The organism is Methylobacterium sp. 285MFTsu5.1 (assembly GCF_000383455.1).
Taxonomy (GTDB): domain Bacteria; phylum Pseudomonadota; class Alphaproteobacteria; order Rhizobiales; family Beijerinckiaceae; genus Methylobacterium.
Genome location: NZ_KB911276.1, coordinates 19,590 through 33,917 on the forward strand (window position 1 = coordinate 19,590; position 14,328 = coordinate 33,917).

At 71.6% G+C, this 14,328-nt stretch carries 12 protein-coding genes; 8 read left to right on the top strand and 4 right to left on the bottom strand.

The features are described from left to right. The first annotated feature begins 191 nt into the window (after positions 1–191). The 6 genes from bamA to lpxB all read left to right on the top strand — a co-directional run bounded on the left by bamA (position 192) and on the right by lpxB (position 7,322). On the top strand, positions 192–2,762 hold the full coding sequence (gene bamA, locus H288_RS0112850) for an outer membrane protein assembly factor BamA (protein ID WP_026604899.1): 2,571 nt from the start codon (positions 192–194) through the stop codon (positions 2,760–2,762). A gap of 50 nt (positions 2,763–2,812) precedes the next feature. After that, a complete protein-coding gene (gene lpxD, locus H288_RS0112855) occupies positions 2,813–3,871 on the top strand; it encodes a UDP-3-O-(3-hydroxymyristoyl)glucosamine N-acyltransferase (RefSeq protein WP_020092986.1) in 1,059 nt (352 codons plus the stop codon). Positions 3,872–3,980: 109 nt separating this feature from the next. Then, complete coding sequence (fabZ, locus tag H288_RS0112860; RefSeq protein ID WP_020092987.1) at positions 3,981–4,457, top strand: 3-hydroxyacyl-ACP dehydratase FabZ; 477 nt, start codon at positions 3,981–3,983, stop codon at positions 4,455–4,457. Continuing rightward, complete coding sequence (gene lpxA, locus H288_RS0112865) at positions 4,454–5,272, top strand: acyl-ACP--UDP-N-acetylglucosamine O-acyltransferase (RefSeq protein ID WP_020092988.1); 819 nt, start codon at positions 4,454–4,456, stop codon at positions 5,270–5,272. The genes fabZ and lpxA overlap by 4 nt, the downstream gene beginning before the upstream one ends. 11 nt (positions 5,273–5,283) lie before the next feature. After that, the gene (gene lpxI, locus H288_RS0112870) at positions 5,284–6,147 is read left to right on the top strand and encodes a UDP-2,3-diacylglucosamine diphosphatase LpxI (RefSeq protein WP_020092989.1); all 864 of its coding nucleotides are present in this window, start codon (positions 5,284–5,286) and stop codon (positions 6,145–6,147) included. Then, a complete protein-coding gene (gene lpxB / locus H288_RS0112875) occupies positions 6,144–7,322 on the top strand; it encodes a lipid-A-disaccharide synthase (protein ID WP_026604900.1) in 1,179 nt (392 codons plus the stop codon). Before lpxI ends, lpxB begins: the two co-directional genes overlap by 4 nt. A 9-nt stretch (positions 7,323–7,331) precedes the next feature. Here lpxB and H288_RS0112880 read toward each other — a convergent pair whose 3' ends face one another. Further along, positions 7,332–8,009: a hypothetical protein gene (locus H288_RS0112880; protein WP_026604901.1), complete on the bottom strand. Its 678-nt coding sequence runs from the start codon at positions 8,007–8,009 to the stop codon at positions 7,332–7,334. A 22-nt stretch (positions 8,010–8,031) separates the two neighbouring features. Continuing rightward, a complete protein-coding gene (locus tag H288_RS0112885) occupies positions 8,032–8,664 on the bottom strand; it encodes a 2OG-Fe(II) oxygenase (RefSeq protein WP_020092991.1) in 633 nt (210 codons plus the stop codon). Between the two features lie 291 nt (positions 8,665–8,955). Between H288_RS0112885 and H288_RS0112890 the strand changes: the two genes are divergently transcribed. Further along, complete coding sequence (locus H288_RS0112890) at positions 8,956–9,273, top strand: hypothetical protein (protein WP_026604902.1); 318 nt, start codon at positions 8,956–8,958, stop codon at positions 9,271–9,273. A gap of 148 nt (positions 9,274–9,421) precedes the next feature. Then, positions 9,422–11,533, top strand: coding sequence for an ABC transporter ATP-binding protein/permease (locus H288_RS0112895; RefSeq protein WP_026604903.1), 2,112 nt, complete (start codon positions 9,422–9,424; stop codon positions 11,531–11,533). A 154-nt stretch (positions 11,534–11,687) separates the two neighbouring features. Here the strand turns inward: H288_RS0112895 and eda are convergent, their stop codons facing one another. After that, positions 11,688–12,305, bottom strand: coding sequence for a bifunctional 4-hydroxy-2-oxoglutarate aldolase/2-dehydro-3-deoxy-phosphogluconate aldolase (gene eda / locus H288_RS0112900; protein ID WP_026604904.1), 618 nt, complete (start codon positions 12,303–12,305; stop codon positions 11,688–11,690). A gap of 31 nt (positions 12,306–12,336) precedes the next feature. Then, entirely contained in the window at positions 12,337–14,163 is a 1,827-nt protein-coding gene (gene edd / locus H288_RS0112905) for a phosphogluconate dehydratase (protein ID WP_020092995.1), read from the bottom strand. Positions 14,164–14,328: the final 165 nt, after the last annotated feature.

Below are 14,328 nucleotides of genomic sequence, written 5' to 3' on the forward strand. Positions count from 1 at the left end.
TTAAGTGGCGCGAAGGCCACGACCCCCCAAAATCCCCTGACGATGGCCTCCCGCGCGTTTGCTTGGCAGGGGAATCCCGCTAAGAGCTACGCTTGGACCGAAGCCACGCTTGGACCAGGTGACGGGACGGCCGATCAACGGTCGCCCGTGACGGGCTAACCCCCGCGACCAGAACAGAAACGGGCGATTGCATGATGTCGTTGACGGGGAAGCCCCGACGTAAGTCGGTGCGGAAAACCATCGTCCTAGTCACTGCCGGTCTGGGTGTCGTCCTGAGCGGGGCTGCCCAGGCGCAGCAGATCGTCGTCCAGGGCAACCAGCGCGTCGATGCCGACACGATCCGGTCCTACGTGACCGGGACGGCGTCCGGCTCCGCCGAGGAGGCCCGCCGCAACCTGCTCGCGAGCGGGATGTTCTCCGACGTGAAGGTCGCCCAGTCGGGTGGCCGCACGGTGGTGACCGTCCGCGAGAACAACCTGATCAACCGCGTGGTCTTCGAGGGCAACAAGAAGATCGAGAAGGCCACCCTGGAAGGGGTGGTCGAGGCCAAGTCGCGCGGGCCCTACAGCGAGGCGATCATCAACGCCGACCTCGCGCGCATCCGCGACGTCTACAAGCGCTTCGGCCGCGGCACCGCCAAGGTGACCTACCGGACCGTCGACCTGCCCAACGGCCGCGTCGACGTGATCTACCAGATCGACGAGGGCGACAAGACCGGTATCCTCTCGATCAACTTCGTCGGCAACAACGCCTACTCGGAGCGGACGCTGAAGGGGCTGATGAGCTCCTCGGAGATGAACTTCCTGTCGTTCATCAAGACCTCCGACGTCTACGATCCCGACCGCATCACCAACGACCTCGACCAAGTCCGCCGCTACTACCTGAAGAACGGCTACGCCGACTTCCAGGTGGTCAGCGCCGACGCGCGCTACGTCGAGGGCGACAAGTCCGGCTACGTCATCACCATCACGGTGAGCGAGGGCGAGCAGTATCGGGTCGGCGCCGTCCAGGTGGATTCCCGCCTGCCGGGCCTCGACACCGCGAAGCTCGACAGCGACATCGCCACCTCCGTGGGCGACGTCTACAACGCCGACGACGTCGAGAAGACGCTCAACAACGTCACCCGCCAGGTCAACCGCGCCGGCTACCCGTTCGCGCAGGTCCGCCCGACCGGCCAGCGCGACCCGGCGAGCCACCAAGTCTCCCTGGGCTTCGTGGTCGAGGACGGCCCGCACGTCTACGTCGAGCGCATCAACATCCGCGGCAACACCCGCACCCGCGACTACGTCATCCGCCGCGAGCTCGATATCGCGGAGGGCGATGCCTACAACCGCGTGCTGACCGACCGCGCCGAGCGGCGCCTGAACGGCCTAGGCTTCTTCAAGAAGGTCCGCTTCTCGAACGAGCCGGGCTCGGCCCCGGACCGGGTGGTCATCAACATCGATGTCGAGGATCAGCCCACGGGCTCGTTCTCGGTGGCGGGCGGCTACTCCACCCAGGACGGCATCATCGGCGAGGTCTCGGTCTCCGAGTCGAACTTCCTCGGTCGTGGCCAGTACGTCCGGCTCGCCGGTACGGGCGGCCAGTATTCGCGCGGCGTCGACTTCTCGTTCACCGAGCCGTACTTCCTCGGCTACCGCCTCGCGGCGGGCTTCGATGCCTTCTACAAGTACTCCGACCTGACCCGGTACTCGCGCTACGAGACCACGGTGTACGGCGGTCAGCTGCGCCTCGGCCTGCCGATCACCGAGGAGTTCGGCATCACGCTGCGCTACTCGCTGTACAACACCGAGCTGAAGGTGCCGAACACCCTCAAGCGGCCGTACAACGACTGCTCGATCCCGATCCCCGGCTACACCGCCACCTACGCGGCGGGCACGATCGACCCGAACACCGGCCGCAACATCGGCGGCCAGTCGATCTACCCGAACTGCGCGTATGACGGCGAGGCCTCGATCGCCATCAAGGGCTCGCAGGGCAACACGCTGACCTCGCTGGCCGGCCTGACGCTCGCCTACTCGACCCTCGACGTGATCGGCGCGCCCCGCAACGGTCTCTACGCCGAGCTGAAGCCCGACGTCGCGGGCCTGGGCGGCGACTCCAAGTTCTTCCGCGTGACCGCCGACGCGCGGTACTACAAGGAGATCTTCGAGGACGTGGTCGGCTTCATCCGCTTCCAGGGCGGCCACATCTCGTCGCTCAACAACGACCCGCTGCGGGTGACCGACCAGTTCTTCCTCGGCCCGTCGCTGGTCCGCGGCTTCGCGCCGAACGGCATCGGTCCGCGCGACGTCGGCATCGCCGACGCCCGCTCGAACGCCATCGGCGGCTCGACCTACGTCGGCGGCACCCTCGAAGTGCAGTTCCCGCTGCCCCTCGTTCCGCGGGATCTGGGCCTGAAAGGCGCGCTCTTCGCCGATGCCGGCACGCTGTTCGGCTATCACGGCCAGCGGAACTTCAACGTGAACGGCGACGCCTTCATCAACGGCATTTCGCCGACGACCGGGAAGTGCAACTTCAACGCCTTCACGATCGGCGTGGAGCCGGAATGCGTGAACGTCCGCGACACGGCGGCGATCCGCTCCTCGATCGGCGCGTCCATCCTGTGGAACTCGCCGCTCGGCCCGATCCGGTTCGACTACGCCTACGCTCTGTCCAAGGACGAGGGTCAGAAGGTGTTCGTCCCGATCCTCGGCAAGTTCGGCCATATCGGCGCGGATCAGGTCCAGGCCTTCCGCTTCTCCGGCGGCTCGCGCTTCTGATAAAAAACACGCGCGCCGGCCGGATTCTCCCGGCCGGCGCGTTGTCGGACATGACAGATCCCGTCTTCTTCACCGCCGCCACCGGCCTCACCCTGGCCGAGATCGCGGCCGCCGCCGGCCTCGGCCTCCCCGAGGGAGCGGATCCGGATCGCCGGTTCAGCGGCGCGGCCTCCCTGGAGAGTGCCGGTCCAGACCACCTCGCCTACATGGACAATGCCCGCTACGGCGACGCCCTCGCGGCGACGCGTGCGGGCGTGTGCCTCATCTCGCCCCGCTTCGCGGCGCGCTGCCCCGCCGGAACCGTCGCCCTCGTCAGCCGCGATCCCTACCGCGCCTACGCGGCCCTGCTCGGCCGCCTGCACCCGGACGCGTTGCGTCCCGGTTCCCAGTTCGCGGTCCGCGGCGTCGCCTCCGGCGCCCACGTCCATCCCGAGGCCCGGCTCGAGGACGGGGTCACGGTCGATCCCGGCGCGGTGATCGGGCCGGGAGCCGAGATCGGCGCCGGCACGGTGATCGGGCCGAACGCCGTCATCGGGCCGGGGGTCCGGATCGGGCGCGACTGCGCGATCGGCGCGGGCACGACCCTCAGCCACGCCCTCCTCGGCAACCGGGTGATCCTGCATCCGGGGGCCCGGCTCGGACAGGACGGGTTCGGCTTCGCCATGGGCGCCACCCACCTCAAGGTGCCGCAAGTCGGGCGGGTCATCGTGCAGGACGACGTCGAGATCGGTGCCAACACCACGGTCGACCGGGGCGCCTCGCGCGACACGGTGATCGGGGAGGGCACCAAGATCGACAACCTCGTGCAGATCGCCCACAACGTCGTGATCGGGCGCCACTGCGTCATCGTGTCGGGGGTCGGCATCTCGGGCTCGACCACGCTGGAGGATTACGTCGTCCTCGGCGGGCAGGTCGGCGTCGTCGGCCACCTGCGCATCGGTCGCGGCGCGCAGATCGCCGGCTCGTCCAACGTCAACCGCGACGTGCCGCCGGGCAGCCGCTGGGGCGGGACGCCCGCCAAGCCGGTGCGGGCTTGGTTCCGCGAGCTGACGACGCTCGCGCGGCTCGCGGAACGCTCGGGCAAGGAGCCCGCCGGAGACGACGCCTGACCGGGAAGGCCTTGCGCTTCCGGCGATTTCTTCCGAATAGGGCGGTCGGCGCCCCGGTGGCGGCCGGATTGCGGGCCGCCGATGGCGGCAAGTCGAGGTGCGGATTTCGATGAGTGAGGCGGCGCGCGAGACCGGCAGCGAGCTGGGCATAGCCGATATCCAGACGCTGCTGGAGCTGCTGCCGCACCGCTACCCGTTCCTGATGGTCGACCGCATCGTCGAGATCGACCGGGACGAATCCTGCGTCGGCATCAAGAACGTCACGGCCAACGAGCCGCAGTTCATGGGCCACTTCCCCGACATGCCGGTCTTCCCGGGCGTGCTCCTGATCGAGGGTATGGCGCAGACGGCGGGGGCGATCTGCTGCCGCCACATCCGGGCGGACGGGCGGAACACCAAGCAGGTGTTCTTCATGACCATCGACAAGTGCAAGTTCCGCAAGCCCGTCACCCCCGGCGACCAAGTGCGCTTCCATATGACGAAGCTGAACCAGCGCCGGACCATGTGGTGGTTCCGCGGCGAGGCCCGGGTCGACGGCACGCTGGTCGCGGAGGCCGAGATCAGTGCCATGCTGGTGACGGAGTGACCGCCCCCGTCATCCACCCGAGCGCGGTGATCGAGACCGGCGCCCGCATCAGCGACGGGGCGCGGATCGGCCCCTTCTGCCATGTCGGGCCCGAGGTCGTGCTCGGCGCGGACTGCGAACTCATCAGCCACGTGGTCCTGGCGGGCCGCACCGCGATCGGCCCCCGCACCCGGATCTTCCCCTTCGCGTCCATCGGCCACCAGCCGCAGGACCTGAAATACCGGGGCGAGGCCTCGACCCTGACGATCGGCGCCGACTGCCTGATCCGCGAGGGCGTCACCATGAACCCGGGCACCAGCGGCGGCGGCCTGGAGACCGTGGTCGGCGACCACTGCACCTTCCTGGCCAACTCGCATGTCGGCCACGATTGCCGGGTCGGCGCCCACGTGATCTTCTCCAACAACGTCATGCTGGCGGGCCATTGCAGCGTCGGCGACTACGCGATCCTGGGCGGCGGCGCCGCCGTGATCCAGTTCGCGCGGGTCGGCGCGCACGCCTTCGTGGGCGGCCTGTCGGGCCTGGAGAACGACTGCATCCCCTACGGCATGGTGCTCGGCAACCGGGCCTACCTGTCGGGGCTCAACATCATCGGGCTGCAGCGCCGCGGCTTCGCCCGCGAGGACATCCACGCGCTGCGGCGCGCCTACCGCCTGCTCTTCGCCCCCGAGGGCACGCTGATGGAGCGGGTGGAGGACGTGGCCGCGACCTTCGAGTCCCACGCGGCGGTCGCCGAGATCCTCGACTTCATCCGCCTCGGCGGCAAGCGCTCGATCTGCACGCCGCGCGAGGTCCCGACCCCGATCAGCGCCGCCTGAGCGGCCGGGCCGTGACCGAGGCCGATCCCGCCCCCGAGGGGGCCCTGGTCCTGATCGCGGGGGCGGGGCGCCTGCCGGAGCTCGTCGCCGAGTCGCTCCGCCGGGCGCGCCGGCCCTTCCGGGTGATCGCGCTGCGCGGCTTCACCGGCCCGGCCCTGCGCGCCGGCGCCGACGCCACGGTCGACCTCCTCGATCTCGCGGCCACCCTGAAGCTGCTGCGGCTCTGGGGGCCGGCGACCGTGGTGCCGGCGGGCGGCGTCTCCCGCCCGAGCCCGGCCGCGATCCTCAACGCGGGCGCCGCCCTGCGCAACCGCGAGGCCCTGCTGGCGATCGCCGGCGGCGGGGACGACCGCCTGCTGCGGGCGGCGGTCACGCTGGTCGAGGAGGCGGGCCACCGGGTCGTCGGCGTCCACGAGGCCGCGCCGGACCTGCTCTGCCCGGACGGCCCGCTCGGGCGCCGGGCCCCGGACGCGGAGGCGGCCGCCTCGATCCGCACCGGGCGCGGCGTCCTCGACGCCCTCTCGCCCTACGATCTGGGGCAGGCGGTCGTCCTGGCCGGCGACCGGATCCTCGCCGTGGAGGGGCCGGAGGGCACGGACCGCATGCTGGCCCGGGCCCGGGCCCTGGGGCGGCGCCCCTTCGGGTTCGGCCGGGCGATGCCCGCGACCGTGCTGGTGAAGGCCCCGAAGGTCGGCCAGGACCGCCGCATCGATCTCCCGGCCGTCGGCGCCCGCACCGTGCGCAACGCGGCCCGGGCGGGCTGCGCCGGGCTCGCCCTGGAGGCCGGCGGGACCCTGGTCATCGACCGGGCGGCGACGGCCGCGGAGGCCGACCGCCTCGGCCTGTTCGTGGTCGGGTACGGGGGCGCGCCGTGACCGGCCGGCCCCGCACGATCTGGCTCGTGGCCGGCGAGGATTCCGGCGACCAGCTCGGCGCCAAGCTGATGCGCGCCCTGCGCGAGGCCGCGCCCGACACCGTCTTCGGCGGCGTCGGCGGCGAGGCCATGGCGGAGGCGGGGTTCGCGTCCCTGTTCCCCCTCGATGACGTGGCGGTGATGGGCTACCTGCCGGTCCTCGCCCGCGCGCGGACCCTGCTCCGCCGCATCCGCGAGACCGTCGAGGCGACGATCCGCGCGCGGCCCGACGTGCTGGTGATCATCGACAGCCCGGGCTTCACCCACGCGGTGGCGCGGCGCGTGCGCAGGGCGGCCCCCGGCATCCCGATCATCGACTACGTGTCCCCGAGCGTGTGGGCGTGGCGGCCGTGGCGGGCGAAGGGCATGCGGCCGTTCATCGACCACGTGCTGGCCCTGCTCCCCTTCGAGCCCGACGCGCATCTGCGGCTCGGCGGTCCCCCCTGCACCTATGTCGGGCATCCGCTGATCGAGCGCCTCCCGGAACTGCGGCCCGGCGCGGCCGAGCGGGGGCGGCGCGAGGCCGTTCCCTACAGCCTCGTGGTCCTGCCGGGCTCCCGCCGGTCCGAGATCGAGCGGCTGATGCCGGTCTTCGGTGCGGCGCTGGCCCGCGTCGCCGAGGGCCTGGCGGTCGAGGCGGTGCTGCCCGCCGTGACCCGGCACAGGGCCCTGATCGAGCGGCTGTCGGCCGGGTGGCCGGTGCCGGTCCGCATCGTCACCGGCGAGGCGCCGAAATACGCGGCCTTCCGGGAGGCCCGGGCGGCGCTCGCCGCCTCCGGCACGGTCACGCTGGAGCTGGCGCTCGCGGGCGTCCCGATGGTCGTCGCCTACAAGGTCTCGCGGGCGGAGGAGTTCATCGCCCGCCGGCTGATCCAGGTCCCGAGCATCGTGCTGCCGAACCTGATCCTCGCCGAGAACGCGATGCCGGAATTCGTCCAGGCCGACTGCACCCCGGAGCGCCTCGCCGGCGCCCTGCGGCCGCTCCTGGCCGGCGGTGCCGAGCGCGACGTCCAGCTCGCCGCCCTCGGCCGCATCGACGGGCGGATGCGGCTCGCCGCGGCGGACACGCCGAGCCGGGCCGCGGCGCGGATCGTCCTGCGCGCGGCCGAGGGGCAGGGAGCGGATCCGGCGGCGTGACGGCGCCGCTCAGCCGGCGCGGCGGCCGCAGCGGATATAGGTCGAGGTCCCGCGGCTGCTCGACCAGGTCAGGTGCTCGCCATCCACCTGCAGGCGGACCTGCGACGACCAGTGGCGGCCGCGATCGCTGCACTCGGCGGCCGTGACCCAGGCGCCGCCGCTTCGCCGCACGTCGTGGAACAGGCACAGCGTGCGGCCCGCGCGGGCGCGGTCCTGCGTGATCGTGGCCGGGATGTAGCCGCGGCGGCGCGAGCGCGCTCCGCAGGCCTCGGGCGTCGGGCCCCAGACACCGACATACTCGGCGGCGGGCACGGCGGCGGCCGGAGCGGCGCCCGGGGCGGGGCGGGCATTCGCCGTGGTCGCGGGCGGCGCCGCGGCACTCTGCGGGGCCGCCGGCGCCGGCGAGGCCGCCATGGCGGTCTGGCCGGGCGGCTCGGCCGGGGCGGTGAGCGGGTCGGGCTCGTCGAGCATCACGACGCGGCGCGCGGGGCGCGGCGCGGCGGACCTCGCCGCGGACGGGCTCGCTTCCGGCGGGGACGGGCGGAACGGCAGGTCCTCGGTGAGGTAGGCGGCGCTGTAGGCGAAGAGGCCCACCCAGCCGAGGACGAGGAGGGTCGGCAAGGCGAAGCGACGCCAGGAGCCGGAACGCGCCCCGTCGCCCGGATCCGCCAGAACGACCGCCCCCATGGTCTGCCCCCCTCTCGTCCGCTCAGCGGCCGAAGATGCCCTTCAGGAACTGCGCCGTGCGGTTGCGCTTGCGCTTGCGCTCCAGCTCCGACGCGTCCCTGAGCCACGCCACCTGGACCACGCGCCGCTCGCCCTCGAAGGGCTCGTGGCCGTGCCAGGAATTGTCCGCCCGCAGGAACGCGAACATCGTGCCCATGGTCGGCGGGACCTCCACCGCGAAGGGCTCGTAGTTGCGGCCGTCGTAGAGCACCCGCAGGCGGCCGGCCGCCGGGGCGTCCCAGGCGTCGTTCATGTAGACGAGCAGGGTGAGCACCTTCGACGGGCCGTCGGTGTGGATCGAGCCGTATTTCAGCTGGCTGCGGCGCATGATGGTCGTCAGGCGCGGGCAGGAGACGAGGTCGATGCCGAACTTCTCGCCGAGGATCTTCGAGAAGGCGTCGCTCTCCAGCTCGTCGATCAGCGCCTTGAACCGGCCCTTCAGGGTGATCTCGTCGACCGTGAGGTAGCCGGGCTTGGCGATGTCCGGGAAGTCGCGCCGGATGTCGTCGATCGCGTCGGGATTCAGGACGTTGCTGCCGAGCGTGTAGGCGTAGGGCTCGCGGGAGACGGGCGCGGCGCGCACGGCGGAGATGTCGAGGATCGAGAGAGCGGACATCGCTGGGTCCCTTGGCTCCGGCGCCGGTCGGCCGGCACGCGGGGCGCCGGAGACGCGTGCCGGGGGGCCGGTCCAGCCGTCGTGCCGGGGCCGCCCGCGCAGGCGTCCACGACCACAAATCTACTGCTGCTTCCGGCGATCCCGGAATCTCCTAATCCGCCGATTGCGGCGGTCCGACGGCGAAAGCGGCCCGGTGGCGCATTCCGGTGACAGTCTCGGGCGGCCCGCTTGTGCAGGATGGCGCCAGACCCGCGGGCTTTCTTCCCGGGTGTGTACCGGAACCCGTAACCGATGAGGCCGTTGGCCCTCGCTCTGCTGTTCGCCCACCTCGCCGCCGTCGCGGCCGGGGTCGAGGCCCGTGCGCAGTCGCGGCCGCCGCGCGGCTCGATGACGGCCCGCATGACCTGCTCCGAGGCGATGGCCCTGGTGAAGAACGAGGGCGACGTGATCATCGCCGCCGGGGCGGCGCCGGAGCGGTTCGTCAGCAATCCCGGCCAGTGCAGCGGCGCGGAGATCGCCGAGCTGCGCTTCGCCCCGACGCGCGACAACCCGCAATGCCCGATCGGCTACCATTGCCGCGAGCCCGGCTTCGAGGAGTGGAACTGGTAGCCGCGGTGCCCGCGTAAATCGCCGCACCGCCGGAACGTGACCAAAGTTTCACGCGACAGCGCGGGCCGAGTGCCACTATCTGGCCATCTGCCGGGGCCAAGGCCGCCGGCGGCGCCCCGGGCGGGCGCGCACGGATGGGGGATCGACGGTGGCAGCACTCAGGACCGGACTGGGCATCCAGGCCGTGCTCACGGCCCTGGCCGCGCTGATCCTGCTGGCGTTTCCCGGAATCCCGAGCCCGCCGCTCTACGTCTCCCTCGCCGGCTTCGCCATGGCGGGCATCCTGATCGCCGCGAACGGCATCTCGGCCTACCTGAAGGTCTTCGTCTCGGTCTACGGCGTCGGCTACCTGCTGCTCGCCGGATCGAAGACGATCGCCGCCATGGGACTGCTGCCGCCGGTGATCGCCGCGCTGCTCCCGCCGGCCTTCGCCGCCACCGGCGCGGTGGTCTTCGCCGCCATCGTGCTCGGCATCTCGCATCTCGAGCCGATCCGCGCGATCACCAACATCGCCGACCCGTACTTCGCCAATCGCGACAAGCCGACCAAGGAGATCGGCCTGTTCCGCTGGTTCGGCACCACCGAGGGCCGGATCGGCCGCAACCTCGTGGCGCTGTCGATCTTCGTGAACTTCGCCGACGTGGCGCTGACGCTGCGGTTCAACTTCTTCTACCGCGACATCTACAACTCGCTCCAGGAATACGACGCGAACGCGTTCTGGTACCAGCTGCTCTGGGTGTTCGTGCCGCTGGCCACGCTGAACATCGCCATCGGCATGTTCGACCTGTTCGTCGATTCCTCGCTGCTCATCCGCTGGCGCACGTGGCTGACCCACAGCCTGTACGAGCGCTGGCTCGGCAACGGCACGCATTACCGGATCCCGTTCACCGACGAGGAAGCGGACAACCCGGACCAGCGCATCCAGGCCGACGTCAACAGCTTCATCGTGCAGACCACGACGCTGTCGATCCGGCTCCTCAGCCAGGCCGCGCAGCTCGTGTCGTTCATCGTGATCCTCTGGACCCTGTCGCGCGACTTCGTCGTGCCGTTCACCGACACGGTGATCCCGGGCTTCCTGGTCTGGCTGGTGATCGCCTACGCGGTGGTCGGCACGTGGCTCACCCACCTGATCGGCCGGCCGCTCATCGGGCTGGACTTCCGGCAGGAGCAGGTCGAGGCGAATTTCCGCTTCGCGCTGGCCCGGAACCGCATCTACTCCGAGCAGATCGCCCTGCTGCGCGGCGAGCGGGCGGAAGCCTCGCGGCTCTCGAGCCTGTTCCACAGCGTGATCGACAACTACGTCGGGATCATCTTCCGCCGCATCAAGCTGATCGCCTTCACGTTCAGCTACCGGCAGGCGAGCGTCATCTTCCCGATGGTGCTGGCGGCCCCGTCCTTCTTCGCCAAGAAGATCACGCTGGGCGCGCTCCAGCAGACGTCCCAGGCGTTCAGCCAGGTGCAGAGCTCGCTGTCGTTCTTCGTGGACTCGTACACGACGCTGGCCGCCTACAAGGCCAATACCATCCGTCTCGGCTCGTTCCGAAGGGCCATGACGAAGGCCGAGGCGCTGGAGGCGGCGGGCTACGGCCTCGTCCAGGGGAACGAGAGCACCGGCGACGTCACCGCGCGCGGCCTCGTCCTCGCCCTGCCGAACGGGAAGCCGATCGTCACCGCCGACGCGCTAACCCTGCCGCGCGGCGGCGCGACCCTGGTCACGGGTCCCTCCGGCTCCGGCAAGTCGACCCTGTTCCGGGCGATCGCGGGGATCTGGCCGTTCGGCAAGGGCCGGGTCGACGTGCCCGCCGGGCAGTCGGCCCTGCTGCTGCCGCAGCGGCCCTACATTCCGCAGGGGACCCTGCGCGGCGCCGTTGTCTACCCGAACACCACCGACCAGTTCTCGGACGCGGCGATCCGGGACGCCCTGACGGCCGCGCAGCTCCCCCACCTCGTCGACCATCTCGACGAGAGCGACACCTGGGAGCGGCGGCTGTCGGGTGGCGAGCAGCAGCGGCTCGCCATCGCCCGCGCGCTGCTGGCCAAGCCCGAATGGCTGTTCCTCGACGAGGCGACGGCCTCCCTCGACGAGCCCTCCGAGGCCGCCCTCTACCGGATGCTGCGCGAGCAGCTCCCCGGCACGACGATCGTGTCGATCGGCCACCGCTCGACGCTGGACGCCTTCCACGACCGGCGCATCGCGCTCGAGCCGGAAAGCGGTGTCTTCGTCCCGCGGGTGCAGAGGCAGCCGCTGCCGGCGGAGTGAGGGGCTGCAACAGCTCCCACCTCTCTGCGGGCGGGGCCGCGCCCTCTCCGTCATCACGAGCGCAGCGAAGTGACCCAGGGTCGCGCGACATCCTGGAGATGTGGCGCGACCCTGGATTGCTTCGCTCCGCTCGCAAGGACGTCGGTCGTGAGGCTTACGCCTTGCGCAACCCCGCGGCGGCCCGGGCCGCCCGCTCGATCGCCGCCGGATCCGGCGTGCCGGGCTTCACCACCCAGCTGCCGCCGACGCAGAGCACGGACGGGATCGACAGCCAGTCCGGGGCGCTCAGCTCGGTGATCCCGCCCGTCGGGCAGAACCGCACCGCGCCGAACACCGCCGCGTGCGCCTTCAGCGCCTTGATCCCGCCCGCGGCCTCCGCCGGGAAGAACTTGAACCGGTCGAGCCCGTGGTCGAGGCCGCGCATGATGTCGGCCGCCGTCGCGACGCCGGGCAGGTAGGGCACGCCGTTGGCCTTGGCGGCGTCGGTCAGCGGCTCGGTGAGGCCCGGCGAGACGATGAACTCGGCCCCCGCCGCCAGGGCCTTCTCGAGATCGCGCGGGTTGAGCACCGTCCCGGCGCCCACCACCGCGCCCTCGACCCGGGTCATCTCCCGGATGACGTCGAGGGCGGCCGGGGTCCGCAGGGTGACCTCCAGGGCGGTCAGGCCGCCCTTCACCAGGGCCTCGGCGATGGGCCGCGCCTGCGCCGCGTCGTCGATCACCAGGACCGGAATGACGGGCACGGAGCGCATCAGCGCGTCGATGCTGGTCAGATCGTTCATGGTCGGCAACTCCCTCTCGCTTTCAGAGGCCGGCGGCGGCGAGCATCGCGGAGGCGCCCCGCTCCGCCGTGTCGGCCCCGTGACGCATGAACGCGAACAGCTCCCGCCCGGTGCCCTGCGCGGGCTCCGGCGCCTCGGCCTCGGGGCGGGTGGCAAGCTCTGCCTCGTCGACCAGCACCTCCAGCAGCCCGTCGGCCGCGCTGAGGCGGACGATGTCGCCGTCGCGGATCCGCCCGATCGGGCCGCCGCCGAGCGCCTCGGGGCTCAGGTGGATGGCGGCCGGCACCTTGCCGGACGCGCCCGACATCCGCCCGTCCGTCACCAGGGCGACCTTGTGGCCGCGGTCCTGCAGCACGCCGAGCGGCGGCGTGAGCTTGTGGAGCTCCGGCATGCCGTTCGCCTTCGGGCCCTGGAACCGGACCACGACCACGACGTCGCGCTCCAGCTCACCGGCCTTGAACGCCTTCAGCACCTCGTCCTGGTCGGAGAAGACCCGGGCCGGGGCCTCGATGGTGCGGCGATGCTCCTCGACGGCGCTGGTCTTGAACGTCGCCCGGCCGAGATTGCCCTTCACGAGCCGCATGCCGCCGTCGGGCTGGAACGGGTTGCCGGGCCGGCGCAGCATCGTGTCGTCCAGGCTCTCCGGCACGGCGTCCTCGAAGACCAGCTCTTCGCCGTCGAGCTTCGGGTCGCGGGCGTGGTCGCGCAGCGTCTGGCCCGACACGGTCAGGATGTCGTCGTGCAGGAGGCCCGCGTCGAGCAGGGCCGCCATCACGAAGCTCATGCCGCCCGCGGCGTGGAAGTGGTTCACGTCGCCGGCGCCGTTCGGGTAGACGCGGGCGATCAGCGGCACGGCGCTGGACAGGCGGTCGATGTCCTCCCAGTCGATGACGATGCCGGCCGCGCGCGCGATGGCCGGCAGGTGGATCGCGTGGTTGGTGGATCCGCCCGTCGCGAGCAGGCCGACCGCGGCGTTGACGATCGCCTTCTCGTCGACGCAGAGGCCCAGCGGCCGGTAGTCGTTGCCGGCGCCGCCGATCTCGGTGAGCCGGTGGATCGCCGCCCGGGTCACGGCCTGGCGCAGCTTGGTGCCGGGGTTGATGAAGGACGAGCCCGGCATGTGCAGGCCCATCATGTCCATCATCATCTGGTTGGAGTTGGCCGTGCCGTAGAACGTGCAGGTCCCGGCCGCGTGGTAGGAGGCGGACTCGGATTCGAGCAGCTCCGCCCGGCCGACCTTGCCCTCGGCGTAGAGCTGGCGGATCCGCTGCTTCTCCTTGTTGGCGAGGCCCGACGGCATGGGCCCGGCCGGGATCAGGATCGTCGGCAGGTGGCCGAAGCGGAGCGCCCCGATCAGCAGGCCCGGCACGATCTTGTCGCAGATGCCGAGCAGCGCCGCGCCGTCGAACATGCCGTGGCTCAGCGCGACCGCGGTGGAGAGCGCGATCGTGTCCCGGGAGAACAGCGACAGCTCCATGCCGCTCTGCCCCTGCGTGACGCCGTCGCACATGGCCGGCGTGCCGCCCGCGACCTGCGCGGTGGCGCCGCGCTCTCGGGCGAACAGCTTGATCTGCTCCGGGTAGCGCCCGTACGGCTGATGGGCCGAGAGCATGTCGTTGTAGGCGGTGACGATGCCGATGTTCATCACCGTCCGCTCGTCGCGGATCGCCGCCTTGTCCTCGCCGGAGGCCGCGAAGCCGTGGGCGAGGTTGCCGCAGGCGAGCTTCCCGCGCCGGACCCCCGCCTCGCGCTCGCGGGCGATCAGGTCGAGATAGGCGCGCCGGGTCTCGCGGGAGCGCGCCACGACGCGCTCGGTGACCGCCGCGACCTCGGGATGAAGCTCGGTCATGCTCGTTCCTCCAGGCTCGGTGCCGACGGGCGCGCGGCCGAGGCCGCGAGTCGGGATCGGCCGCGCGCCCGCGTCGGTGGCCGGTATCTAAGGAGTGCGCCGCGGGATGTAACCCGGGGCGGGCGCCGACGCTGACATGAGGTCTGCCCGCCGGCTCAGGAAACC

Coding starts and splice junctions, on each gene's coding strand:
- bamA (WP_026604899.1), top strand. CDS start 192: ATGATGTCGTTGACGGGGAAGCCCCGACGTAAGTCGGTGCGGAAAACC.
- lpxD (WP_020092986.1), top strand. CDS start 2,813: ATGACAGATCCCGTCTTCTTCACCGCCGCCACCGGCCTCACCCTGGCC.
- fabZ (WP_020092987.1), top strand. CDS start 3,981: ATGAGTGAGGCGGCGCGCGAGACCGGCAGCGAGCTGGGCATAGCCGAT.
- H288_RS0112880 (WP_026604901.1), bottom strand. CDS start 8,009: ATGGGGGCGGTCGTTCTGGCGGATCCGGGCGACGGGGCGCGTTCCGGC.
- H288_RS0112885 (WP_020092991.1), bottom strand. CDS start 8,664: ATGTCCGCTCTCTCGATCCTCGACATCTCCGCCGTGCGCGCCGCGCCC.
- H288_RS0112890 (WP_026604902.1), top strand. CDS start 8,956: ATGAGGCCGTTGGCCCTCGCTCTGCTGTTCGCCCACCTCGCCGCCGTC.
- edd (WP_020092995.1), bottom strand. CDS start 14,163: ATGACCGAGCTTCATCCCGAGGTCGCGGCGGTCACCGAGCGCGTCGTG.